This is a genomic window from Micromonospora sp. NPDC050200, assembly GCF_040656135.1.
In the GTDB taxonomy this organism is placed as follows: Bacteria; Actinomycetota; Actinomycetes; order Mycobacteriales; family Micromonosporaceae; genus Micromonospora.
On the sequence record NZ_JBFALG010000044.1, the window covers coordinates 11,872 to 34,267 of the forward strand.

General features: G+C 73.1%; 21 protein-coding genes, 2 tRNA genes and 1 riboswitch. Of the genes, 14 read left to right on the forward strand and 9 right to left on the reverse strand.

What is annotated here, in order from left to right; genetic code table 11:
• Nucleotides 1-76: 76 nt before the first annotated feature.
• The 4 genes from AB0I41_RS24870 to AB0I41_RS24885 form a co-directional block, all read right to left on the reverse strand.
• Nucleotides 77-2,410: an FxsB family cyclophane-forming radical SAM/SPASM peptide maturase gene (locus AB0I41_RS24870; protein ID WP_357112038.1), complete on the reverse strand. Its 2,334-nt coding sequence runs from the start codon at nt 2,408-2,410 to the stop codon at nt 77-79.
• Nucleotides 2,382-2,561: an FXSXX-COOH protein gene (locus AB0I41_RS24875; protein ID WP_357112042.1), complete on the reverse strand. Its 180-nt coding sequence runs from the start codon at nt 2,559-2,561 to the stop codon at nt 2,382-2,384. The genes AB0I41_RS24870 and AB0I41_RS24875 overlap by 29 nt, the downstream gene beginning before the upstream one ends.
• 86 nt (nt 2,562-2,647) lie before the next feature.
• On the reverse strand, nt 2,648-3,550 hold the full coding sequence (locus tag AB0I41_RS24880) for a DUF4231 domain-containing protein (RefSeq protein WP_357112045.1): 903 nt from the start codon (nt 3,548-3,550) through the stop codon (nt 2,648-2,650).
• A gap of 124 nt (nt 3,551-3,674) precedes the next feature.
• On the reverse strand, nt 3,675-5,243 hold the full coding sequence (locus tag AB0I41_RS24885; RefSeq protein WP_357112048.1) for an LLM class flavin-dependent oxidoreductase: 1,569 nt from the start codon (nt 5,241-5,243) through the stop codon (nt 3,675-3,677).
• A 206-nt stretch (nt 5,244-5,449) separates the two neighbouring features.
• Between AB0I41_RS24885 and AB0I41_RS24890 the strand changes: the two genes are divergently transcribed.
• From AB0I41_RS24890 to AB0I41_RS24930, 9 genes are all read left to right on the forward strand, one after another.
• Entirely contained in the window at nt 5,450-6,853 is a 1,404-nt protein-coding gene (locus AB0I41_RS24890; protein ID WP_357112051.1) for a hypothetical protein, read from the forward strand.
• 20 nt (nt 6,854-6,873) lie between these two features.
• Nucleotides 6,874-6,946, forward strand: a tRNA-Lys gene (locus tag AB0I41_RS24895).
• Between the two features lie 10 nt (nt 6,947-6,956).
• Nucleotides 6,957-7,028, forward strand: a tRNA-Pro gene (locus AB0I41_RS24900).
• A gap of 266 nt (nt 7,029-7,294) precedes the next feature.
• A complete protein-coding gene (locus AB0I41_RS24905; protein ID WP_357112054.1) occupies nt 7,295-7,495 on the forward strand; it encodes a hypothetical protein in 201 nt (66 codons plus the stop codon).
• Complete coding sequence (locus tag AB0I41_RS24910) at nt 7,492-7,914, forward strand: TOBE domain-containing protein (RefSeq protein ID WP_357112057.1); 423 nt, start codon at nt 7,492-7,494, stop codon at nt 7,912-7,914. The genes AB0I41_RS24905 and AB0I41_RS24910 overlap by 4 nt, the downstream gene beginning before the upstream one ends.
• 5 nt (nt 7,915-7,919) lie before the next feature.
• Nucleotides 7,920-8,705 (forward strand): molybdate ABC transporter substrate-binding protein, encoded by a 786-nt coding sequence (modA, locus tag AB0I41_RS24915; RefSeq protein WP_357112179.1) that lies wholly within the window; start codon nt 7,920-7,922, stop codon nt 8,703-8,705.
• Nucleotides 8,702-9,529, forward strand: coding sequence for an ABC transporter permease (locus AB0I41_RS24920; RefSeq protein ID WP_357112060.1), 828 nt, complete (start codon nt 8,702-8,704; stop codon nt 9,527-9,529). Before modA ends, AB0I41_RS24920 begins: the two co-directional genes overlap by 4 nt.
• Nucleotides 9,511-10,587 carry an ABC transporter ATP-binding protein gene (locus AB0I41_RS24925; protein WP_357112182.1) on the forward strand — a complete coding sequence of 359 codons (1,077 nt, stop codon included), beginning with the start codon at nt 9,511-9,513 and terminating at the stop codon, nt 10,585-10,587. Before AB0I41_RS24920 ends, AB0I41_RS24925 begins: the two co-directional genes overlap by 19 nt.
• 102 nt (nt 10,588-10,689) lie before the next feature.
• A complete protein-coding gene (locus AB0I41_RS24930; protein WP_357112063.1) occupies nt 10,690-11,109 on the forward strand; it encodes an OsmC family protein in 420 nt (139 codons plus the stop codon).
• A 7-nt stretch (nt 11,110-11,116) separates the two neighbouring features.
• On the opposite strand, the gene AB0I41_RS24935 is transcribed toward AB0I41_RS24930, so the two are convergent.
• Nucleotides 11,117-11,575, reverse strand: a complete 459-nt coding sequence (locus tag AB0I41_RS24935; protein WP_357112066.1) for a MarR family transcriptional regulator — start codon at nt 11,573-11,575, stop codon at nt 11,117-11,119.
• 84 nt (nt 11,576-11,659) lie between these two features.
• Between AB0I41_RS24935 and AB0I41_RS24940 the strand changes: the two genes are divergently transcribed.
• The 4 genes from AB0I41_RS24940 to AB0I41_RS24955 all read left to right on the forward strand — a co-directional run bounded on the left by AB0I41_RS24940 (nt 11,660) and on the right by AB0I41_RS24955 (nt 15,255).
• Nucleotides 11,660-12,571: an ABC transporter ATP-binding protein gene (locus tag AB0I41_RS24940; RefSeq protein ID WP_357112069.1), complete on the forward strand. Its 912-nt coding sequence runs from the start codon at nt 11,660-11,662 to the stop codon at nt 12,569-12,571.
• Nucleotides 12,564-13,352, forward strand: a complete 789-nt coding sequence (locus tag AB0I41_RS24945) for an ABC transporter permease subunit (RefSeq protein WP_357112072.1) — start codon at nt 12,564-12,566, stop codon at nt 13,350-13,352. Before AB0I41_RS24940 ends, AB0I41_RS24945 begins: the two co-directional genes overlap by 8 nt.
• Nucleotides 13,353-13,510: 158 nt before the next feature.
• Nucleotides 13,511-13,960, forward strand: a complete 450-nt coding sequence (locus AB0I41_RS24950; protein ID WP_357112075.1) for a CBS domain-containing protein — start codon at nt 13,511-13,513, stop codon at nt 13,958-13,960.
• A complete protein-coding gene (locus AB0I41_RS24955) occupies nt 13,957-15,255 on the forward strand; it encodes an ArsB/NhaD family transporter (protein WP_357112078.1) in 1,299 nt (432 codons plus the stop codon). Before AB0I41_RS24950 ends, AB0I41_RS24955 begins: the two co-directional genes overlap by 4 nt.
• Here the strand turns inward: AB0I41_RS24955 and AB0I41_RS24960 are convergent.
• The 3 genes from AB0I41_RS24960 to AB0I41_RS24970 form a co-directional block, all read right to left on the reverse strand.
• Nucleotides 15,237-16,526 carry a cation:proton antiporter gene (locus tag AB0I41_RS24960; protein WP_357112081.1) on the reverse strand — a complete coding sequence of 430 codons (1,290 nt, stop codon included), beginning with the start codon at nt 16,524-16,526 and terminating at the stop codon, nt 15,237-15,239. The two genes, AB0I41_RS24955 and AB0I41_RS24960, sit on opposite strands and share 19 nt — an antisense overlap.
• A gap of 148 nt (nt 16,527-16,674) precedes the next feature.
• Nucleotides 16,675-18,000: a Na+/H+ antiporter NhaA gene (nhaA, locus tag AB0I41_RS24965; protein ID WP_357112084.1), complete on the reverse strand. Its 1,326-nt coding sequence runs from the start codon at nt 17,998-18,000 to the stop codon at nt 16,675-16,677.
• 275 nt (nt 18,001-18,275) lie between these two features.
• Nucleotides 18,276-18,953: a transglycosylase family protein gene (locus AB0I41_RS24970; RefSeq protein ID WP_357112087.1), complete on the reverse strand. Its 678-nt coding sequence runs from the start codon at nt 18,951-18,953 to the stop codon at nt 18,276-18,278.
• Nucleotides 18,953-19,127, reverse strand: a riboswitch (cyclic di-AMP (ydaO/yuaA leader). It overlaps the preceding gene by 1 nt.
• A 694-nt stretch (nt 19,128-19,821) precedes the next feature.
• Here AB0I41_RS24970 and AB0I41_RS24975 point away from each other — a divergent pair.
• Nucleotides 19,822-20,454 carry a peptidoglycan-binding protein gene (locus tag AB0I41_RS24975; protein ID WP_357112090.1) on the forward strand — a complete coding sequence of 211 codons (633 nt, stop codon included), beginning with the start codon at nt 19,822-19,824 and terminating at the stop codon, nt 20,452-20,454.
• Nucleotides 20,455-20,505: 51 nt separating this feature from the next.
• Here the strand turns inward: AB0I41_RS24975 and htpG are convergent, their stop codons facing one another.
• On the reverse strand, nt 20,506-22,392 hold the full coding sequence (gene htpG, locus AB0I41_RS24980) for a molecular chaperone HtpG (RefSeq protein ID WP_357112093.1): 1,887 nt from the start codon (nt 22,390-22,392) through the stop codon (nt 20,506-20,508).
• Nucleotides 22,393-22,396: the final 4 nt, after the last annotated feature.

Below are 22,396 nucleotides of genomic sequence, written 5' to 3' on the forward strand. Positions count from 1 at the left end.
GCAATGACGCGGTGTCCCCGTCACCCGCGCCGGGGCCGGTCGGTCCGGTGGGCAGCGACCTCGGCGGCATCAGGGGTCACGACCAGCTGTCCAGCGTGTCGCGCATCCGGTGCGCGAACCGCTCGCCGGCGGCGGTCAACGCACCGAGGTCGAGCAGCGCGTCGAGGGCGCCGTCCGTCCAGTCGCGGTAACGGCGGAAGGCGGCCGCCGCGGCGCCACCGGGCCGGCGACGCCACACGTCGGCGACGGCCAGGTGCGCGTACGTGCCGTGCAGGACGCCCTCCACCGGCCGGGGGTCGGCCCGCCACGGCACGGTCAGCCGGCGCCGGTCGTGGCGGTCGAACAGGTCGCACACGTCCAGCACCGCGTGCAGCTTGAGGTGCTGCACCTCGTGCACCAGCAGCACCGCCAGCGCCGCGTCGTCGGGGGCCGGCGCGACGGCCACCGCCCCGAAGGCCGCCCCGGCGGCGGCGCTGCGTTGCATCCCGCCCTCGTCGGCGCGCAGCGGCACCACCGCGCGCAACAGCGTCCGGACGCCCGGGGCGTACCCGCCGGCCTCGACGTCGACGCGGCGCAGCGCCCGGCCCAGCTGCCGGGTCCACCCGTCGGCGGCGGCGGCCGGCAGCCGGGGCGCGACCGGCAGGTCATAGCAGTCCCGGTACGGGTCGGTGTCCTCCAGCAGGACGCGGTGTCCGTCGCCGGCCGCCGCCCGCACCGGCCGCCACCCGTCCGGGACGCCCGCCCGGTCGGGTCGCACGGTGATCCGACGCGAGCCGAGGCGCACCGTGAAGCCACCGTCGTGAATGGAAAACGAGGCCATCCGGTCGTCGGCGTCGACGGTCAGCGCGCCGAGCGTGGGCAGGCTCAGCACCCCGTCGCGGACCGGGACGGTGAGCTCCGCGTCGACTCCGGCGCGGATCGCGGCGGCGGCCGCCACACACGCCAGGTACGACAGGTCGGCCGTCGTGTCGTCGCGGGACCGCTGCGCCCACCTGCGGACGAACGGATGCTCCAGCACGTCGCGGACAGCGTCGGGCGCGCTGACGTCGAGGTCGACCAGCAACTGCCAGCCGGCCGCGGCCGGCTCGTCGCGCGCCGCGCGGGGGCTGAGGTCGACCAGCAGCGCGCGAACCAGCCCGAGGTGGACCGAGGCGAGCTGGCGGGCCGACTCGACGGTGCCGTAGCCGGAGCCGAGGTCGTCGAGCACCGTACGGCCCAGCGAGTCGGCGGGCTGCCGCTGGGCCGGCACGTCGGCGGGCGTCATCGCACGGATCAGTTCCTTGAGGTCGGCGCAGTAGGCGGAGGGATTGTCGAAGCCGGTGTCGGGGCGGTATCGGTGGGCGAAGAGCCCGCCGCCGCACTGCCGCACGACCGCACAGGCGCGGCAGGTGGCGCAGAGGCCGGCCAGACCGGTCTGCCGGATGGCGATCATCGGGTGGGCGGCGGCGTCGTCGACCCGGTGGCGGAAGACGTCCAGCCCGGTGGCCGGTGCCCCGTCGTAGGCCGACTTGAGGGAGTCGACCTGCTCGAAGGTCCCGTCCGTCTCGATGACGACCAGGTCGGCGAAGCCCAGCCCGACCGCCTCGGTGCGGCTGGCGCCGCCGGACGCGGTGGAGAGCAGGGACTCCAGGAGCCGGATCGGGACCGGCCGCCCGTCAGCCAGCCAGCGCCGGTGCACGGCCAGCAGCCAGTCGGCGTACGGGGTGGGCACCCCGTCGGGGCGAACCGGCGGGCGCTCCCAGTTGGCGTGCGGGAGCAGGAAGTCGATCTGCGGCGGCTCCTGGGCCAGCACCGCCTCGTAGACCGCGACCGGGTCGTTGGCCAGGTCGATGGTGCACAGGATGCCCGCGTAGCTGGCGCGGTATTCGGGGCGGCGCAGCAGGGACAGCCCTCGCAGCACGGCGGCGTGGCTGCTCGCGCCGCTGGCGTAGCGGCGGTGCAGGTCGTTGGCCGCCAGGTCGCCGTCGAGGGAGATGCCGACCTTCACGCCGTACGCGACGAGCACGTCGCAGATCCGCGGGGTGAGCAGCACACCGTTGGACTGCATCCGCAGGTCGAGCCGGGCCACCGGGTCGATCCGCCGGCGCAGCTCGGCGGCGGTGGCGGCCAGGTCGTCCGCGCCGGCCAGCAGCGGCTCGCCGCCGTGCAGGACGACCCGGACGGTGTCGAGCCCGTGCGCGGCGGCGTGTTCGGCGATCCGGCTCGCCGCCCGCTCCACGGTGGACGCCGCCATCACGTGCGGCTGGCGGCGCCAGGACTGGTCGGGATGCTGGTAGACGTAGCAGTGGTCGCAGGCGAGGTCGCAGCGGCTGGTCAGCTTGAGCACGTACTGACTCAGCGGGCTGACCCGCCCGGTCGGCTTCCTGCCCGGCCCGCCAGCGTCAGATCGAAGAGCCGAAGCCTGCGACATCGACACCGGTCGGGCGGTCCACCCTGCGGTCGTGGGTACGGGCGACGGCGTGCGCCCGGGAGAGGGAGATCTGACCGAGCGGCGTGTGCCGCAGGTCGTCCAGCGGCGGCGAGCTCGGAGTCGGGTCGGGACGGACTGCGATGCGATCCACGTCGGTTCCCCCATTTACGTTGATGATCGGTGGACATCCACGGTCAACGACACCATCGAAGATAATATATTGCACCGGCTGTGATGTCACTGCTGCGCTGCGCCATCTTCTTCAATCATCTTCGCCATCCACCCCTCGTTCGACAGCGAGATGATCCGCTCGGCCTCGGCGACGAACGCGTCGTCGTCGGTCCAACCGTGCCCGGACTCACGGGTCAGGCACAGCCGGGTGAGCTGGTCGCCGGTCCGGGCGTACTCGATCTGCTGGTGCTCGTACTGCTGCGCGGCCGCGTAGCCGACCAGGGCGGTCGTCACGGTCGCCGCGACACCGAGCCACGCGGTCAGGCCCAGGCCGTCGCCGAGCACCCCGACGGTCGCGGCGAGCAGGGCGCTGGCCACCGTCACCGCCGTCGCGGCGTACCGGACGCGCGCCGCCAGCCGCGCCGTCCGCTGCGCCATCGGCGCGTAGTAGCCCGCCACCTGCCGCCGCACCCGACCAGCGAGGTAGCTCGGCACGTCGCGGATGTCGGGCAGCGGCCGGTCGACCGGCGCGACGCCGACCGTGCGCCCGATCAGGTCCCCCGCGTCGTCCAACAGGGTGTCGGCGCGCCGCAGCAGCACCTGGTCGCGGTCGGCGCCGCCGAACGGCGCCGCACCGGCCAGGTAGCAATGGACGTCGGCCTTCAGCGCCTCGGAGACCGACCGCAGCCGGGTCCACGCGTGCACCGAGTCCCGCGAGGTCCACCGCGCCGCGACCGGGACCAGCAGCAGCGCGGCGGCGGCGAGGATCGCCAGACACCGGCTGACCGTCCGGTGCGGGTCGCCGAGCTGGGTGGCCAGGGAACCGGCGACGGCGGCCCCGATGGTGAGGCCGGCGACCGTACGACGCGCGCGCACGACGCGCCGCTTCTCGGCCTCGGCGGCCTGCGACCAGACACCCTGCCGCTGCCAGACCATGGTGACCGCCGCCGACGCATCGAAGTTCGCCACGCCCGCATGGTAGGTCAGCGGCGCCCACGACGCGCCGCGCCGAAGCTGCCCCAGTCAGATCGCAGCTCGGACCTCGACGAATGGTCGGCCCGGGCCCGGTAGGGCATCGCCGCGCACGGGGCCGTCACACCTGCCCGGCGTAGAAGCCGTAACGCGCCAGCGGTTCCACGATGTTCTGTTCCTCGTACGACAGGTGCGACAGCAACGTGTCGGTGAGCAGGTCCACCGCCTCCTGCAGCTCGGTGAAGTCGTCCGGGTCGCGGATCAGGTTGACCAGGGCCCGGTCCACCCCCTCCACCACCTCGTGGATGACGACGTGCTCCTCCGCCAGGCGGTCGAGCACGGGCCCCAGCCCGGCGTCGGAGCGCCGCAGATGCGGGAAGATCGAATTGTCCTCGAGCCCGTGATGCTGCGTCACCACCGTGCAGTACGCGGCGCAGTACGCCCCCAGCGTCCAGTTGTTCTGCCGCATGGTCATCTCGTTGAGCGCCGCCCGGGCGGCACCGGCCGAGACGGCGCCCCGCCGGACCTGCTGGAGCAGGTCGCGCACCTGCCCGAGTTCCTGCCGCAGGTGGTCGTGCACGTCGACGAGGTGCGCGCCGACGGCCTGGGCGTGCGGGGTGTAGACGTGCCCGGCCGGCGCCGGCGGGGCGACCGGGCGGGTGGACTCGTCCCAGAGTCGGTGGTCGGTCAGCCGTACCCCCGGATCGGGGGTGGGGGCGACGGCGAGGGTGGTCGCGGTGCCGGCCTCGACCACCTCGCGCTGTTCCTCGACGGCCTTGGCGCGGGTGCCCGGCTCGGCCCGTTCGGCGGCGACGAGTTCCCGCACCGCGGGCGCGACCTCCTGGGCGAAGATCTGGATCGCGGTGGGGTCGTCGGCGCCGAGGATGAACCCGGACGTGCCGTGATCCAGGGCGAGACCGGCCACCTCCTCGACCCACTGCTCCGGTGGCCCGGCCAGGAAGCCGGAACGGGTCCGGGTGAACCGTCCGGACAGGTTGAGCAGTCGCCGCACCGACCGGGGATCCCGTCCGGCCGCCTCGGCTCCCTCGTCGACGAGTGCGTTGAGGTCGACCAGCTCCGCCGGCCCCTTGGGCAGGTACGCCAGCGACGGCAGCCAGCCGTCCGCCGCCCGGCCGACGAGCCGCAGCATCCGCGGCTTGTACGCGCCGACCCAGATCCCCACCTGGTGCGCGGGCGCGGGTCCCCGCTTCGCGCCGACCACCCGGTAGTGCTCGCCGTCGACACGGACCATGCCGCGCCGGTCGGCGGCCCACACCTCCCGGATGACCCGGATCGCCTCGTCCAGCGCGTCCACGGCCTGACCGGGGGTGAGCCGCCGTCCCCCGGACGCCTCGATCGCGTCCCAGAACGCGCCGGCGCCGAGGCCCAGCTCGACCCGGCCGCCGGTGAGCAGGTCCAGGCTGGCGACGCTGCGGGCCAACACCGTCGGCTGGCGCAGCGGCAGGTTCAGCACGTTGCCGGCGAGGCGGATGCGGCTGGTCGCCGCCGCCAGGAACGACATCAGCGTCCAGGTGTCCAGGTAACTCGGCTGGTAGGGGTGGTCCTGGAAGGTGGCGAGGTCCAGGCCGACCTGCTCGCAGAGCTTGGTGAGGGCCACCACCTGCTCCGGTCGGTCCGCGGCGGGGGTGAGGAAGCTGCCGAAGAGGAGCTCGTGCCCGTAGTCGGTCATGCCCGTCCCGCCCCCTCAGTCCGGCACCACGCCACATGCCGATGGGCCCACCACCGGACCCCGCCACGGTAGCCCGGGGCGGGCGGGGGCGTGCGACGGTCCCGACGAATCGGCGGCACTCGTTACAGCTGTACGTCCGCACACTGGATACGGCCGGACGCGAAAGCCGTTGCCGGCGGATTCGGTTCGCTGTCAGGATCGCCCTCATGTCTGTCGCCGGATCATCCGCCGAGGAAGCGCTGACCGCGTTGCACGCATCGCTGGACGAGCGGCGCCGGCCGGAGGAGATCGCCCACCTGGTTTTCCGGGTGGTCGGCGACCGGGTCGGGCTCCGCGAGCGGATGGTGCTGGGCCGGGCCGCCCGGGCCGCAGGACGGTGGAACGGGTGGAGCTCGATGTCGTCGGACTTCGCCCGTCCGGTGGGCGGGGCACGGCAGGTCGAGGCGGCGCTGCGCCTGTTCGAGTTGCCGCCCGGCGGCGTCGACCCCGACGATCCGGCGTCACTGCTGGACTTCACCAGCCGGCTCGGCGAGTCGCTCGGCGCCGTCGACCCGGCCCGGCTGGACTTCCTGGCGGACCGACTCAACCGGGCCGAACGCGTGGCGGCGGGGATCGAGCTGTCGAAGCGCCAGTACAACCGACGGTTCCGGGTGACCCAGCGGGTCGCGGCGAAGGCGGGGCGGCTGAGCACCGAACGGTCCAAGCGGGAGTTGACCATGCTCGCCCGCGCCGGGTTCGCGACCAGCATCGACCGCGACGCCTTCCTCGCCGATCCGTGGGCCGCGTGCTTCGTCGCCTACCTGACGGCCAAGCGCAAGCTACGGCGGGAGTTCACGCTCTCCGGGCGGGACAACCCGTACGACGAGATCGCCGACCTGCTGTTCCGCCGCTGCGTCGCGGACCCGGCCACGGACTGGTGGATGATCGCGCAGGTCCATCCGACCCCGCAGGTCCTGGCACGCCTCTCCGACGGGCGGCGCGGTGAGCTGCTGGGCCGGTGGTGGGCGGTCATGCGCCAGGTCGCCGGGCTGCTCCAGCGGCTCTGGTCGGGCAGCGAGTTCGACCGGTCCACCATGATCGTGCGGCGGGGCAACGACTCGTCCACCTGGAACCTGCTGTGCGGGGCGTACAACACCGCCCGCGCCGCCTGGATCAGCACGCTGGAGGCGTCCGGCAGCATCGGCCTGCTCGACGCGTCCTGCCCGGGCAAGGCGATGATGCTGATCGCGGCGGACCTCGCCGCGTGGCACCGCTCGACCGGGGGCGGCCTGCATCCCGATGTCGGGGTGTGGGCCCGGCTGCCGCTGCCCTGGCACGTGCTCGACGGCACCGCCGCCTGCACCCGGGCGGACGTGGAGGCCGCCTGCGCCGCCGCCGGTGTCGACGCCGCCCGGTCCGGGTGGGTGGCGCCCCGGCCGGCTGGCGGGGTCGGGACGTTCCGGCCGACGCCCGAGCTGGTGCACGGGGTGTCGGTCGCCGATCCGGTCTGGGCCACCGTGCTGCGCTCCGGCGGCGTGTTCTCCGGCAGACCGCTCCGGAAGGACCTGCGGGTACCGCCCGACGTCGTGGTGAGCGAACTGCCGAATTCGGCTGGACGGTCGGAAGGCTGATCGGGCAGCATCGTCGTCGACCCGCCGTAGCTCAGTGGTAGAGCGCCCGGCTCTTATCCGGGTGGACGCTGGTTCGAGCCCAGTCGGTCGGGACGCGCGGAGATCCGTCGTAGCTCAGCGGTAGAGCAGCCGGCTAGGGACCGGCAGGACGCCGGTTCGAGCCCGGTCGACGGATCTCCGCCTTTCCACCGCCCGACGGGCCTGACCGGTGCTGGCCACGATGGACGTCTGCCAGCCGGAACCGCCGTCGGGCAGCTGCTCCGGCCAGAGGCTGGCCAACCCCGGCTTCGAGTCCGGCAACGTCAGCTGGACCGCCTCCTCGGGCGTGATCACCAACTCGGCCAGCCAGGCCGCCCACGGCGGTTCCTACAAGGCCTGGATGGACGGGTACGGCTCCACCCACACCGACACCCTGTCGCAGTCGGTGACCATCCCGGCCGGTTGCCGCGCCAGAAGACCTTCGACGTCTCCTCGCTCGCCGGCATCACCGCGACCATCTCGTTCAGCGTGGTGGAGGACAGCTCCCCGCAGACATCCCGGCCCGTGCCGCAGATGCGGCCGTCCCCCACCACCTCCCTCTGGTACGCGAGGGAAATCGCCGCTTCCGCCACGCACACGCGAGCCGCTAGGGTGACCGGGTGACCGTGTTCCGGATCAGCGAGGCCGCCGAGCTGCTGGGCGTCAGCACCGACACCGTGCGGCGCTGGGTGGACGCCGGGCGCCTGGCGGCGACCCGCGACGAGCACGGCCACCGGCTGGTCGACGGCGTCGAGCTGGCCGGCTTCGTCCGGGCCCAGGCCGCCGAGCCGGACGGGCGGGCCGAGTTCTCCTCGGCCCGCAACCGGCTGCGCGGGATCGTCACCGCCGTCGTCCGGGACACGGTGATGGCCCAGGTCGACATCCAGGCCGGCCCGTTCCGGGTGGTCTCGCTGATGAGCCGGGAGGCGGTCGACGGACTGGACCTCAAGGTCGGCTCGATCGCCGTCGCGGTGATCAAGTCGACCACGGTCGTGGTGGAGCGGGCCGCGCCGGGCGGCCCCCGGGGGAGGAACAGCTCATGACGAGGATCCGCGCCGCCCTGGCCGTCCTGCCGATGGTGGCCGCCCTCGGCCTCGCCGGCTGCGGCGGCGGGACCGACGACGGCGGCAAGGGCGAGACCGGCGGGATCACCGGCACGGTGACCGTCTTCGCCGCCGCGTCCCTGACCGGGTCCTTCACCACCCTCGGCCGGCAGTTCGAAGCCGCGCACCCGGGCGTCCGGGTCACCTTCAACTTCGCCGGCAGCTCCGCCCTGGCCACCCAGATCACCCAGGGCGCGCCGGCGGACGTGTTCGCCTCGGCCGCCCCGAAGAACATGGCCACCGTCACCGACGCGGGCGCCGCCGACGGCTCCCCCACCGTCTTCGCCCGCAACCAGCTCGTCATCGCAGTGCCGAAGGGCAACCCCGCGAGGGTCACCGGCTTGGCCGACCTGACCAGGCCCAGCGCCAAGGTGGCGCTCTGCGCCGAGCAGGTGCCCTGCGGAGCGGCCGCGGCCAGGGCGCTCGACGCGGCGGGCGTGCAGCTGACCCCGGTGACCCTGGAGCAGGACGTCAAGGGCGCGCTGTCCAAGGTGACGCTCGGCGAGGTCGACGCCGCGCTGGTCTACCGCACCGACGTCCGGTCCGCCGCCGCCCAGGTCGACGGCGTCGACTTCCCCGAGTCCGCCGGCGCGGTCAACGACTACCCGCTGGTGGTGCTGAAGGACGCGCCGAACCCGACCGCCGCCCGCGCGTTCGTCGAGCACGTCCTCTCCGACCAGGGCCGGGCCGTGCTCACCGGCGCCGGCTTCCAGCCGCCCACCGGGTCGTGACCGCCGTACGGGACGCCCCGGCGCCGCGCACCCGGCGGCGGCCCGGCCGGCGGGTGCCGGTCGCGCTGCTCGTACCAGCCGCGCTGGGGCTGCTCTTCCTGGTGCTGCCGCTGGCCGGGCTGCTGGCGCGTACCCCCTGGGCGGCGCTGCCGCAGCGGCTGACCGCGCCGGGCCTGCTCACCGCGCTGCGACTGTCGGTGCAGTGCGCCACCCTGGCCACCCTGCTCTGCCTGGCCTGCGGCGTACCCCTGGCCTGGCTGCTGGCCCGGGTGGAGTTCCCCGGGCGGCGGGTGGTGCGGGCCCTGGTCACCGTGCCGCTGGTGCTGCCCCCGGTGGTCGGCGGCATGGCGTTGCTGCTGGTCTTCGGCCGTAACGGCCTGCTCGGGCAGTGGCTGGACAGCACCTTCGGCCTCACCCTGCCGTTCACCACCACCGGAGTGGTGCTCGCCGAGGCGTTCGTGGCGATGCCGTTCCTCGTCATCGCCGTCGAGGGCGCGCTGCGCGGCGCGGACAGCCGCTACGAGGAGGCCGCAGCCACCCTCGGCGCCGGCCGGTGGACCACCTTCACCCACGTGACCCTCCCGCTGATCGCCCCCGGCGTCGCCGCCGGCGCGGTGCTCTGCTGGGCCCGGGCGCTCGGCGAGTTCGGTGCGACCATCACCTTCGCCGGCAACTATCCCGGCCGCACCCAGACCATGCCGCTGGCGGTCTACCTGGCCCTGGAGACCGACCTGGACGCCGCGATCGTGCTCAGCCTGATCCTGCTCACCGTCTCGGTGGTGATCCTCGCCGGGCTGCGCGACCGCTGGATCGGCAGCCCGTGAGCGGCCCGCTGCTGGACGGCCACCTGGTCGTCGACCGGGGCGCCTTCCACCTCGACGTCCGGGTACGCGTCGCCGCCGGGGAGGTGGTCGCGCTGCTCGGCCCGAACGGAGCCGGCAAGACCACCGCCCTGCGCGCCCTCGCCGGGCTGCAACCGCTCACCGCCGGACACGTCCTGCTCGACGGCGCCGACCTGGACCGGCCCGACCGGCGACGCTGGGTCCCGCCGGAGCGTCGCCGCGTCGGCGTGGTGTTTCAGGACTACCTGCTCTTCCCGCACCTGAGCGCGCTGGACAACGTCGCGTTCGGCCCGCGCCGGCAGGGCCTCGACCGGCGGGCCGCCCGCGAACAGGCCGCCGGCTGGCTGGACCGGGTCGGGCTGTCCGAACACGCCCGGCGCAGGCCGCGGCAGCTCTCCGGCGGGCAGGCCCAGCGGGTCGCGCTGGCCCGCGCGCTCGCCGTACGCCCGAGGTTGCTCCTGCTCGACGAGCCGCTCGCGGCGCTCGACGCCCGCACCCGGCTGGACACCCGGGCGCACCTGCACCGGCACCTGGCCGACCACGACGGCGCGACCCTGCTGGTCACCCACGACCCGCTGGACGCGCTCGCCCTGGCCGACCGGCTCGTCATCGTCGAGGACGGCCGGGTGGTGCAGGAGGGGGACGCGGCCACCGTCACCGCCCGGCCGCGCACCGACTACGTCGCCCGGCTGGTCGGGCTGAACCTCTACCGGGGCCGCGCCGACGGGCACCGGATCCGCCTCGGTGACGGCTTCGCGCTGGCCACCGCCGACCGGCTCGACGGCGACGCCTTCGTGGTCTTCCCGCCCGCCGCGGTCGCCCTGCACCCGCAGCAGCCCGAGGGCAGCCCCCGCAACACCTGGCCGGCCACGGTCGCCGGGGTGCAGCGGCACGGGGACAACCTGCGCGTGCAGCTCGCCGGCACGGTCACGGCCGCCGCCGACGTCACCCCGGCCGCCGCCGCCCAGCTGCGGCTGGTACCCGGACAGCGGGTGTGGGCGGCGGTCAAGGCCAGCGAGACCCGGGCGTACCCGGCCTGACGCACGGGCGGGCAAAGGTCCCGATGACAGGAGCCGACGACGCCTGCGTCGGAAACCCAAAAGGGTGTTCACTGGTGGTGCAGGACGAGCAAGGAGGACGACATGCGGCAGCAGTCCAAGGTCACCACCCGCCGGATCGACGCCCGGTTCCTCGACGGCGAGGCGTACGAGTTCGCGGTGCGCGACCACCGCGTCCGGGTGGACCAGCCGGTCGCCGATGGCGGCGCCGACAGCGCCCCCACCCCCGTCGAGCTCCTGGTCGGGTCGCTCGCCACCTGCGTGGCCTTCTACGCCGGCTGGTACCTGACCCGGCACGGGCTCGGCCGCGAAGGGCTGCGGGTCTCCGGCGACTACGAGATGGCCCCCGACCGGCCGGCCCGGGTGGGGAAGATCCGGCTGACCGTGCACGTCCCGCCGAGCCTGCCCGCCGACCGGCGGGCCGCGCTGCTCGCGGTGGCCTCGCACTGCACCGTGGAGAACACCCTGGCCACGCCCCCGGACGTCACCGTCGGCCTAGCCTGAGCGTCACCTACCGGGAGCTGACCCGGTCGGCACGCCACCGGTCGATGAGGGCGGGCAGCTCCCGCCAGAGGTAGTCGTAGAAGTCCCGCATCTCGGCGAGGCGGCGGCCGGCCAGGCTGTCCGGACCCGTCGCCGCGATGCCCTGCTCGGCGGCGTCACGCATGACGGTGACGACGGCGTTCTGGGTGGACATCAGGGTGGCCCAGGCGCCCTCGCGGATGCGGAAGTGCTCGCGGCGGCTGCCCGGCGCGGGCACCCGCTCGATCAGCCCCACGCCGATCAGTGACTTCAGCGCAGTGGAGACGCTGCCCGAGCTGATGCTGAGCGCCTCGGCCATCTCACCCGCGGTCATCGTCTCCTGCTCGGTGAAGAGCAGCGCCGCCAGCACCCGGGCCGTCATCCGTTGCAGACCCCCCTCGGCGAGGGTCAGGGCGAGCCGTTCCGCCGGTTCGCTCGTCGCCGTCATGCCGTCGCCTTCCTCTCGATCCGTCCTGAACCCTAGCATCTTTGGATCTTCAGAAATCTTTGAGAGTTCGATACACTCGGAGACATGAGTGAGGTCATCCGACTCGAAGAACTGACCAAGACGTACGGCCGCCGTCGCGGGTTGGCCGGACTGGACCTGACGGTGGCCGAGGGCGAGGTCTTCGGGTACCTCGGGCCGAACGGCGCGGGCAAGTCCACCACCATCCGGCTGCTGCTGGACCTGATCCGCCCCACCAGCGGCCGTGCCCTCCTGTTCGGCGAGGACTGCCGTCGGGCCGCCGTACGCCTGCACCGGCGGATCGGCTACCTGCCCGGCGACTTCATGGTCGCCCCCCACCAACGGGTCGACCAGTGCCTGGGCTTCCTCGCCGCGCTGCGCAGCGGCGTACCGAAGGCCCGGGTCGAGGAACTGGCCGGCCGACTGGATCTCGACCTGGGCGCCCGGATCGGCGCACTGTCCAAGGGCAACCGGCAGAAGGTCGGCCTGGTCCAGGCCTTCATGCACCGACCCGACCTGCTGATCCTCGACGAGCCGACCACCGGGCTGGACCCGCTGGTACAGCACACCTTCCTCGACCTGGTACGCGAAGCGAAGCAGGCCGGGCAGACCGTCTTCATGTCGTCGCACGTGCTGGCCGAGGTGGAGGCGGTGGCCGACCGGGTCGGCATGATCCGCGAGGGCCGGCTCGTCGCCCTGGACACCGTCGCCCGGCTGCGCGACCTGGCCGCCCACGACGTGGAGGTCGCCTTCGTCGGGCCCGCCGACCACACCGGGCTCGCCGCCCTGCCGGAGGTCTCCGACCTGGTGGTCGACGGGGTCACCGCACGCCTGCGGCTCTCCGGCAGCCCCGACGGGCTGATCCGCCTCCTCGCCGGGCACCACCTGGCCCGGCTCCGGGTGACCGAGCCGGACCTGGAACACCTCTTTCTCGCCCACTACCGCACCGACGACACCGTGGAGGCCGACCGTGCCTGACATCATGACCCGCACCCTGTGGGAGGGACGCCGGGCGCTCACCGGATTCACCGTCGGCACCGCGCTGGTCGGCGCCCTCTACGCCGGCTTCTACCCCCAGGTCGCCGACGGGGCGATGGGCCAGGCGGCACAGGGCTTCTCCCCCGCGCTGCGCGCGGCGCTGCGCATGGAGGACCTCACCTCCGCCGCCGGCTACCTCGGCTCCAGTGTGTTCGGCATCATCGTCCCGTTGATCGCCGTCGGCTGGGGCATCGCCACCGGGGCCCGGGCGATCGCCGGCGACGAGGAGGCCGGCCACCTCGACCTCCTGCTGGCCCACCCGGTGTCCCGCACGAAGGTGGTGCTGCACCGCTTCGCGGCCCTCACCGCGGGCGCCGCCCTCATCGCCGGCGCCGTCTGGGTGGCCATGCTGGCCGTACGCCCCGGCGCCAACCTGGACGACATCGGCGTCGACGGGTTCGCCGCCCAGTGCCTGGCCCTGGCGCTGCTCGTCGTCGTCTTCGGCACCCTCGCCCTGGCCATCGGCGCGGCCACCGGCAGCCGCGGCGCGGCGCTCGGCGGCAGCGCGGCCACGGTGGTGCTGACCTACGCCGCCCAGGCTCTCGCCGGCCAGATCGGCGCCGGGGCACTGCGCCACCTCTCCCCGTTCCACCACTACATCGGCGCAGAACCGCTGCGGCACGGCTTCCAGTGGGCCGACCTCGCCACGCTGGCCGGGACCGCCCTGGTCCTGCTGGTCGTGGCGGTGACGACCTTCGACCGCCGGGACCTGGCCACCTGAGGCCTTCGGCGCGGGGGAGCGGCCACGCGCGGGGCAGTCCGGACAGCCCGGCACGCGCGGAGCGGACCAGCCGCCGGAGGACGACTAGGGTGATCGAGGGCGGGCGGGAGGTGCGGTCGACGGGTGACCCGTCCGTCCACGATCCCCGAGGAGTCACCGTGCGCGCGCGAGATCTGGCGGTCCCCTTCCCCACCATCCGGCTCGGCGCCCCCGTGCTGGCGGCGGCCCGACTGCTGGCCGGCCACAACCTGCCCGGCCTGATCGTGGTTGACGAGCGCGGATGTCCCGTCACGGTGCTGCCCGGCACGCAGGTGCTCCGGCTGGTCATCCCCACCTACTGCCGGGAGGACCCCACCCTGGCCCGGATGATCGACGAGCCCTCCGCGGACCTGTTCCTGCGCGGCGCGGAGGGCCGCACGGTCGCCGACCTGCTGCCGCCCGGCCGTCCGGAGCCACCCGTGGTGGAGCCGGAGGCGACGGTGCTGGAGATCGCGGCGGTGATGGCGCAGAAGCGCAGCCCGCTGGTCGCGGTCGCCGACCGGGGCGGGCCGATGACCGGGGGGATCACCCTCGACGGGCTGCTCGACCGGATGCTGGGCACCGCGTGACCGGGATCGCCTGGGCGGCCGTGGCCGTCTTCACCGTCGCGTACGTCCTGATCGCCACCGAGAAGATCCACCGGGTGGCCGCCGCGCTGGGTGGGGCGGCGGTGATGTTCCTGATCGGAGCCACCGACGCCGAGGCCGCGTTCTTCTCGGCAGAATCCGGTATTGACTGGAACGTCATCTTCCTGCTGGTCGGCATGATGCTCATCGTCGCCGTGCTCAAGCGGACGGGCGCGTTCGAGTACGTCGCCGTGTGGGCGTCCAAACGAGCCCGGGGCCGGCCGTTCCGGGTGATGGTGCTCCTGGTTCTGATCACCGCAGTCGCCTCGGCGGCGCTGGACAACGTCACCACCGTGCTGCTCATCGCGCCGGTGACGTTCCTGGTCTGCGAGCGGCTCGGCGTGCCGGCGGTGCCGTTCCTGATCGCCGAGGCGATGGCCTCGAACATCGGCGGCACCTCGACGCTGGTGGGCGACCCGCCCAACATCATCATCGCCAGCCGGGGCGGCCTCACCTACAACGACTTCCTGGTCCACCTCGCCCCCTTCGTCGCGCTGCTGCTGCTGGTCTTCCTCGGCCTGTGCCGGGTGCTTTTCCGGTCGGCGTTCCGCTACGACCCCGACCGAGCCGCGCAGATCGCCGCGCTGCGCGAGGGCGACGCCATCCGCGACCGCCGGCTGCTCGTGCTGGGGCTGGCCGTGCTCGGCGCGGTCACCGCCGCGTTCGTCCTGCACACCACCCTGCACCTGGAACCGGCGGTGGTCGCGATGCTCGGCGGCCTGTTGCTGCTCGCGCTGTCCCGCCTGGACGCCGGGGAGATCAGCCGGGACGTCGAGTGGCCCACCCTGGTCTTCTTCGCCGGTCTGTTCATCATGGTCGGCTCCCTGGTCAACACCGGTGTGGTCGAGCAGATCTCGCGGGCCGCGATCGACGCCACCGCCGACCGGCTGCAGCCCGCCACCATGGTGCTGCTCTGGGGGTCCGCCGCCCTGTCGGCGATCGTGGACAACATCCCGTACGTCGCCACCATGAGCCCGGTCGTCGCCGACCTGGTCCACGCGCAGGGCGGCACCGGGCAGTCCCGGGTGCTCTGGTGGGCCCTCGCCCTCGGCGCCGACCTCGGCGGCAACGCCACCGCCGTCGGCGCGTCGGCCAACGTCGTCATCCTCGGCCTCGCCGAACGCGCCGGCCAGCGCATCAGCTTCTGGCAGTTCACCCGCTACGGCCTGGTGGTCACCCTGGTCACCGTCGGGCTGGCCGTGCCGTACCTGTGGCTGCGCTACTTCGCGCTCGCCTGACCGCCGGACGGACCGGACAACTCGTCGGACGCCGACCGGCCGGCGTCCTGCCGCGGGACGGCCGCCGGCCGCCGCCACGTGATGCGCCGCAGGACCCCGTGCCAGTTCGGCGTGTCCCGGGCGTCGTCGAAGGCACGGGCGACCACTACGTCGGTGGACGAGTGCGCCAGGATCGAGATGACGATCGTCAGCGCCACCAGGTGGAAGACCTCGTCCCCGGCGGCGATGCCGGACTCCAGCACGAGCAGCCCGTAGACCACCGACGCGAACCCCTTCGGCCCGAACCACATCGCGGCGGCCTGCTCCCGCAGACTCAGCCCGGACCGGAGGAACGAGATCCACAGCGCCACCGGCCGGGCCACGACGATCGCCAGCACGGCGAACACCCACCCGGCCCAGGAGATCTCCCCCAGGAACTCCACCGAGATCAGCGCCCCGAACACCAGCAACGCGGCCAGCTTCAGCAACTCCGCGACGTTCTCCCCGAAGTGCTCGAAGGCCGCCCGCTCCCGCGGCCCGAACGTCGCCACGGTGATCCCGGCGGCGAACGCGGCCAGGAACAGGTTGCCGTGGGTGACCTTGCCCAACGCCAGCACCAACAGCCCGATCGCCACCCCGTTCAGCGGCGCGTACGCCGCCGACGCGGCGAACCAGCGGGTCCGCTCCAACGCGATCGCCGCCAACGGCACCACCACCCCGATCAGCAACCCGACCGCGAGTTCGGTGGCCAACTCCCCCAGGTGCAGGTCCTCCGAGCCCGCGACAACGGCCAGCAGCACCACCACGAACGGCAGGGCCAGGCCGTCGTTGACGCCCGACTCGACGTTGAGCAGGTGCCGCAGCCGGGCCGGAACCTTGTCGTTGCCGACCAGCGCGGCGGCGAACACCGGGTCGGTCGGAGCGAGGATCGCCCCGACCAGCAGCGCCTCCGGCCAGTCCAGTCCGACCACGAAATGCGCCAGCACCGCCGTGACCAGCAGCGTCAGCGGCAGGCCCCAGCCCAGCGCGCGACCCGGCAGCCGCCACGCGGCGCGCAGGTCCGCCCAACCGACCCGCATGCCGTCGGTGAACAGCACCGCGAACAGGGCAAGCTCCGCCAGCTGCGCGACGATCGGCGAGTCGGCCCGCAGGTGCAGCACCCCGGTGGTGTCCTCGCCGAGGACGAACCCGGCGACCAGGAACAGCGCCGCCGTGGAGAGGATGGTCCGGTGGGCCAACGCCGACACGAGCACGGCGGCCAGCAGGACAGCGGCAAAGGACAGCAGCAGCACGGGTCGACCTCCGGAGGGCGCGGACTGTCATCGTGCCGACCAGACTTCCCGGCGCTCCACGGATCCCGGTGATCATAACCACCTGGCACCAGCGGGTGGACGCACCGATCGGCTCTCAGCCTCCTCGGATGACCGAGCCCGGATCGGCTCACCGACCAGCGGCGTCGGTCTGCGACTCGTAGACGTCCGGGACGCCGTCCCGGTCGCGGTCGACGGTCTCCGCCTCGTGCACCCGCCGGTACAGGCGGGTACGGGCGCGGAGGATGAACGTCGCGAGCAGCGCCGAGAGCAGGGACCCGGCGAGCACGGCGACCTTCACGTGGTCGTCCCGCTCGCTGCCCAGGCCGAAGGCCAGCTCGCCGATGAGCAGGGACACGGTGAAGCCGATCCCGCCGAGCAGCGCCAGGCCGAGCACGTCGAGCCAGTTGAGGCCCTCGTCGAGGTCGGCACGGGTGAACCGGGAGACCAGCCAGGTGGCGGCCATGATGCCGACCGGCTTGCCGACGATGAGGCCGACGACGATGCCCAGCGCCACCCGGTCGGTCAGGGCGGTGGCCAGGCCGGCGACACCACCGACGGTGACGCCGGCGGAGAGGAACGCGAAGACCGGCACCGCCACCCCGGCGGAGATCGGCCGGAACCGGTGCTCGAAATGCTCGGCCAGGCCTGGTCCTGCATCCGGTCCACCGGCGGCCTCGCTACGGATCACCGGCACGGTGAAGGCCAGCAGGACTCCCGCGACGGTCGCGTGCACGCCGGACGCGTGCATCAGCGCCCACGTCACCGCGGCGAGGGGCAGCAGCAGCCACCAGGACCGGACGCGGCGCTGCACCAGCAACCCGAACACCGCCAGCGGCACCAGGGCGCCCAGCAGCGGCAGGACCGCCAGGTCGGCGGTGTAGAAGACCGCGATGATGACGATCGCCAGCAGGTCGTCGACGACCGCCAGGGTGAGCAGGAAGGTACGCAGCGCGGAGGGCAGGAACCGGCCCACCACCGCGAGGACCGCCAGCGCGAAGGCGATGTCGGTCGCGGTCGGGATGGCCCACCCCTTGGCCGCGCCCGCGCCCCCGCCGCTGGCGATGACGTAGTAGATGGCGGCGGGCACGAACACCCCGCCGACGGCCGCCGCGACCGGCACCGCGGCGCGACGCGGATCACGCAGGTCCCCGGCGACGAACTCGCGCTTGAGCTCCAGGCCGGCGACGAAGAAGAAGATCGCCAGCAGCCCGTCGGCAGCCCAGGTGGCCAGGCTGAGGTCGAGGTGCAGGGACGCCGGGCCGAGTCGGAAGTCGCGAACCGACTGGTAGCCGTCCGCCCAGGGCGAGTTCGACCAGACGAGCGCCAGCAACGCCCCGATGAGCAGGAGTGCCCCGCCCACGGTCTCCTTGCGGAGAATAGCGGAGATGCGGCTGGTCTCACCCCACGAGCGGCGGGCGAACAGGCTGGTACGGCGCCGGGTGGCGTCGGTCACGGAAACTCCTCGTCGGCAGGGGTCGCGTCATCCATCGCCGACCAGACTTCCCGGCACACCAGGGTCAACCCTATCCGCCGGACACGTCCGTCTCGGCGGTTGGCCGTGCTCGCGACCACTGGGAGGCGCTGCGGGCCCGGGCAGAGACACGACCGCCCGCACGTCCGCGAGAGCGGACCGACGTGCGGAACCACGGAGCGGTCGTCGACGCCCGACCGGTACGAGCCGGCCGGGCGTCGACGGTGGAGTCTGCCCTCGTTCAGGGCGGTGACGCCTCAGAGGCTGAGCTGCTGACCCGGGAAGATCAGCCCCGGGTCGGCGCCGACCACGCGCTTGTTGCGCTCGTACAGCGCGTGCCAGCCACCGGCCAGGTCCCGGACGTCGGCGATCTTCGACAGGGTGTCGCCCGGCCGCACCACGTACCCGTCGCCGGTGGCCGCGGGCGCGCTGCGCCGCTGGCTGCGGGTGCTGTGCTGCTCGCCGCGCGAGGACCGCTGCGTGGAGGTGGCCTTCGACGAACTGCGCGACCCGGAGCGCCGCTCCGACTTCTGCGACTTCTCCGATGTGGTGGCGTAGCTCTTGGTGGAGCCGCCCTTCTTGCCGCAGGTCGGCCAGGCGCCGATGCCCTGACCGTCGAGCACCTTCTCGGCGATCGCGATCTGCTCGCCGCGGCTGGCCAGGTCGGCGCGGGCGGCGTACTTCTTGCCGCCGTAGCCGGACCAGGTGCGCTGCGAGAACTGCAGGCCGCCGTAGTAGCCGTTGCCGGTGTTGATGTGCCAGTTGCCGCCGGACTCGCACTGGGCGATCGCGTCCCAGTTGACGCTGGCGGCGCTCGCCGGCGACGCCGGCGCCAGTACGGCGGCGATCCCGGTTACCGCGCCGACGGCGAGCGTGCCGACGGCGATGCGGCGCGAGCTGACCCGTCGGTGACGGGCGGTGTATTCAGTTGCCATGGTGGATTCCTCCACGCCGACGAGGTGAGCTGTCGGGTTCGGGCCGAGGAGCCCGGCCGCCGTGGGCGGCTTCACCCCGAGGTGACGGTGCACCGAGGAACGTGTGGGTCCCCCGCTCCATGCCCGGGTGACAAGGTCCACCAGCCGGCGGCATGGATTAGGCGTTACCGGCCGTGGTGTCCGCGATCGCGAACAGGAACGACGTTAGGAACTGTTTCGGGCGATTGCCTCCTTCTTGTGAAGTTCTTCACCCGGCTGAGCGACGACATCATCCTTGGAGTTGCGGGCCGCCCGGCGGTGCTCTACAAGGGCCCGCCGGAAACCCGTCACGACTGGGCCGAAAGCCCTGCGGCGAGCGGCGGATCAGGTGCTGGCGCGTCGCCGTCTCCGCTGGTCGGGCGGCCCCGATCGGCGGCGCGCGCTGTCGGACGGCCAGCGTTGCCGCTGATTGGGGCCGCGACGGCCGGCCATCCGCGAGGGGGAGGGCCTTCATGGACACCGTCAGCATCGACCCCGACTATTTCGTCGCCACCGTGGACGAGGACGACGACCCGGAAGCCTGGTCGGTGACAAGGTCGACGTCGACCTGGCCGCCGTGCTCGAAGAGGAGGAGTGAGATGGGCGTACACCTGGCACCCGTGTTGCGGGTGCTGCGGGAGGAGATCGACACCCGCTGGCCGCACCGCGACCACAGATCAGATGGCTGGTTTGGCAACGCCGATCATCAAACCCGCCGCAGCGCCACGACCCGGACAATGATGATCAATCGGTCAACGCGGTCGACGTCGACGTCGACGGCATCGACCCGCTGCTGGTCATCCGGCAGGCCGTCACCCATCCGTCCACCCAGTACGTCATCTACAACCGGATGATCTGGAGCCGTACCCGCAGCTTCCGGCCCGCCCGCCACACCGGGCCGAACCCGCACGACAAGCACCTGCACGTCAGCGTCAGCCACCAGCGGAGCCTGGAGGACAGCCGCCGGCCGTGGGGCATCGCCACCGCCAAGGTGGCGCGGCTCGGCGACCGGGTGCTGCGCGACGGCTGCCGGGGCGGCGACGTCCGGGAACTCCAGACCACCGCCGACCGCCTCGGGGCCCGGCTGACGACCGACGGGGTGTTCGGGCGGGCCACGGCCGCCTGGGTGCGGTCCTTCCAGACCGCCCGGAAGCTCACCGCGGACGGGGTGGTGGGTCCGAAAACCGTGGCGGCCCTGCGCGCGGCCGTCAAGCCGGCCCCGGCCACGCCCACCGGCCGGCCGGCCACGTGGGCGTCCGGCGGTCGCCCGGGCTCACGCACCCTGCGCCGCGGCAGCAACGGCACGGACGTGGCCTTCGTCCAGCGGTTCGTGGGCGCGAAGCGGTGCGGTCCGGCGAGCGGCACCTTCGACGCGAAGACCGAGGCGGGAGTCCGCTGGTACCAGGGGATGCCGAGGCTCGCCGTGGACGGGGTCGTCGGCCCGGCCACCTGGGCCGCGATGGGCGTGCGGGCCGGCTCCTGAGCCGGCGGCCCCGACCGGGTGCTCCCCCACCCGGCCGGGGCCGTCGTCGCGTCAGAGGGTACGGGCCAGCCGGTCGGCGAGGACCCGGGCGAACCGGGCCGGGTCGGCCAGGTCGCCGCCCTCGGCGAGCAGCGCCATGCCGTACAGCAGCTCGGCGGTCTCGGTGAGGGTGGGCTCCTCGCCGCCGCGCTCGTGCGCGGCGCGCAGGCCGGTGACCAGCGGATGGGTCGGATTGAGTTCGAGGATCCGCAAGACCTTCGGCACCTCCTGCCCCATCGCGCGGTACATCTTCTCCAGCGTCGGGGTGATGTCGTGCGCGTCGCCGACGATGCAGGCCGGCGAGTTGGTCAGGCGGGAGGAGAGCCGCACCTCCTTGACGCTGTCGGTCAGTGCGCCGCCGAGGAAGGCGAGCAGGGCGGCGTACTCCTTGGTCTGTCGCTCCCGCTCCGTGCCGGCCTCCTCGCGCTCCCGCTCGGTGTCCAGGTCCACCTGGCCCTTGGCGATCGAGCGCAGCGGCCGGCCGTCGAACTGCGCGACCCGCTCCACCCAGACCTCGTCGACCGGGTCGGTCAGCAGCAGCACCTCGTAGCCCCTGGCGCGGAAAGCCTCCATGTGCGGGGAGTTCTCCAGCATCGCCCGGGTCTCGCCGGTGGCGTAGTAGATCTCCTCCTGGCCGTCCCTCATCCGCTCGACGTACTCGCGCAGGGTGGTGAGTTCGGCGGCGTCGTGGGTGGAGGCGACGGAGACGATGTCGAGGATCGCCTGCTGGTTGTCCGGGTCCTCCAGCAGCCCCTCCTTGACCACCCGGCCGAACTCCGACCAGAACGTCCGGTACCGCTCGGCGTGCTCGGCGCGCATCTCCTTGACCGTGGCGAGCACCTTGCGGACCAGCCGGCGGCGGACGATCTGGATCTGCCGGTCCTGCTGGAGGATCTCCCGGGAGATGTTCAGCGACAGGTCGTGTGCGTCCACCACGCCCTTGACGAACCGCAGGTAGTTGGGCATGAGGGCGGCGCAGTCGTCCATCACGAAGACCCGCTTGACGTACAGCTGCACCCCGCGCCGGCCGTCGGCCAGGTACAGGTCGAACGGGGCGTGGGTGGGGATGAAGAGCAGCGCCTCGTACTCGAACACGCCCTCGCCCCGCATGTGGATGGTCTCCAGCGGGTCGGTCCAGTCGTGGCTGACGTGCCGGTAGAAGTCGCGGTACTCCTCCTCGGCGACCTCGTCGCGCGCCCGGGCCCAGAGCGCCTTCATCGAGTTCAGCGTCGTCGGTTCGGCGTCCGGCGCGACGAGCCGGATCGGCCAGGCGATGAAGTCGGAGTACCGCTTGACGATCTCGCGGATCTTGCCGTGGTCGGTGTAGTCGGCGAGGTTGTCCTCGCTGTCGGCCGGCTTCAGGTGCACCGTGACCGAGGTGCCCTGCGGGGCGTCGTCGACCGTCTCGACGACGTAGGTGCCCTCGCCGGTGGACTCCCAACGGGTGCCCTCGGCCTGGCCGGCGCGGCGGGTCAGCAGGGTGACCGTCTCGGCCACCATGAACGTGGCGTAGAAGCCGACCCCGAACTGGCCGATCAGGTCCTGGGAGGCGGCCTCCCTGGACTCCTTCAGCTTGCGCAGCAGCTCGGCGGTGCCGGAGCGGGCGATGGTGCCGATCAGGGAGACGACGTCCTCCCGGGACATGCCGATGCCGTTGTCCCGCACGGTCAGGGTGCGGGCCGCCGGGTCGGCCTCGATCTCGATGTGCAGGTCGGAGGTGTCGACCTCGAGGTCCTTGTCGACCAGGGACTCCAGCCGCAGCTTGTCCAGCGCGTCAGAGGCGTTGGAGACGAGCTCCCGCAGGAAGACGTCCTTGTGGGAGTAGATCGAGTGCACCATCAACTGCAGCAGTTGACGCGTCTCGGCCTGGAACTCCAGCGTCTCGGTCCGGCTGCTCACACCA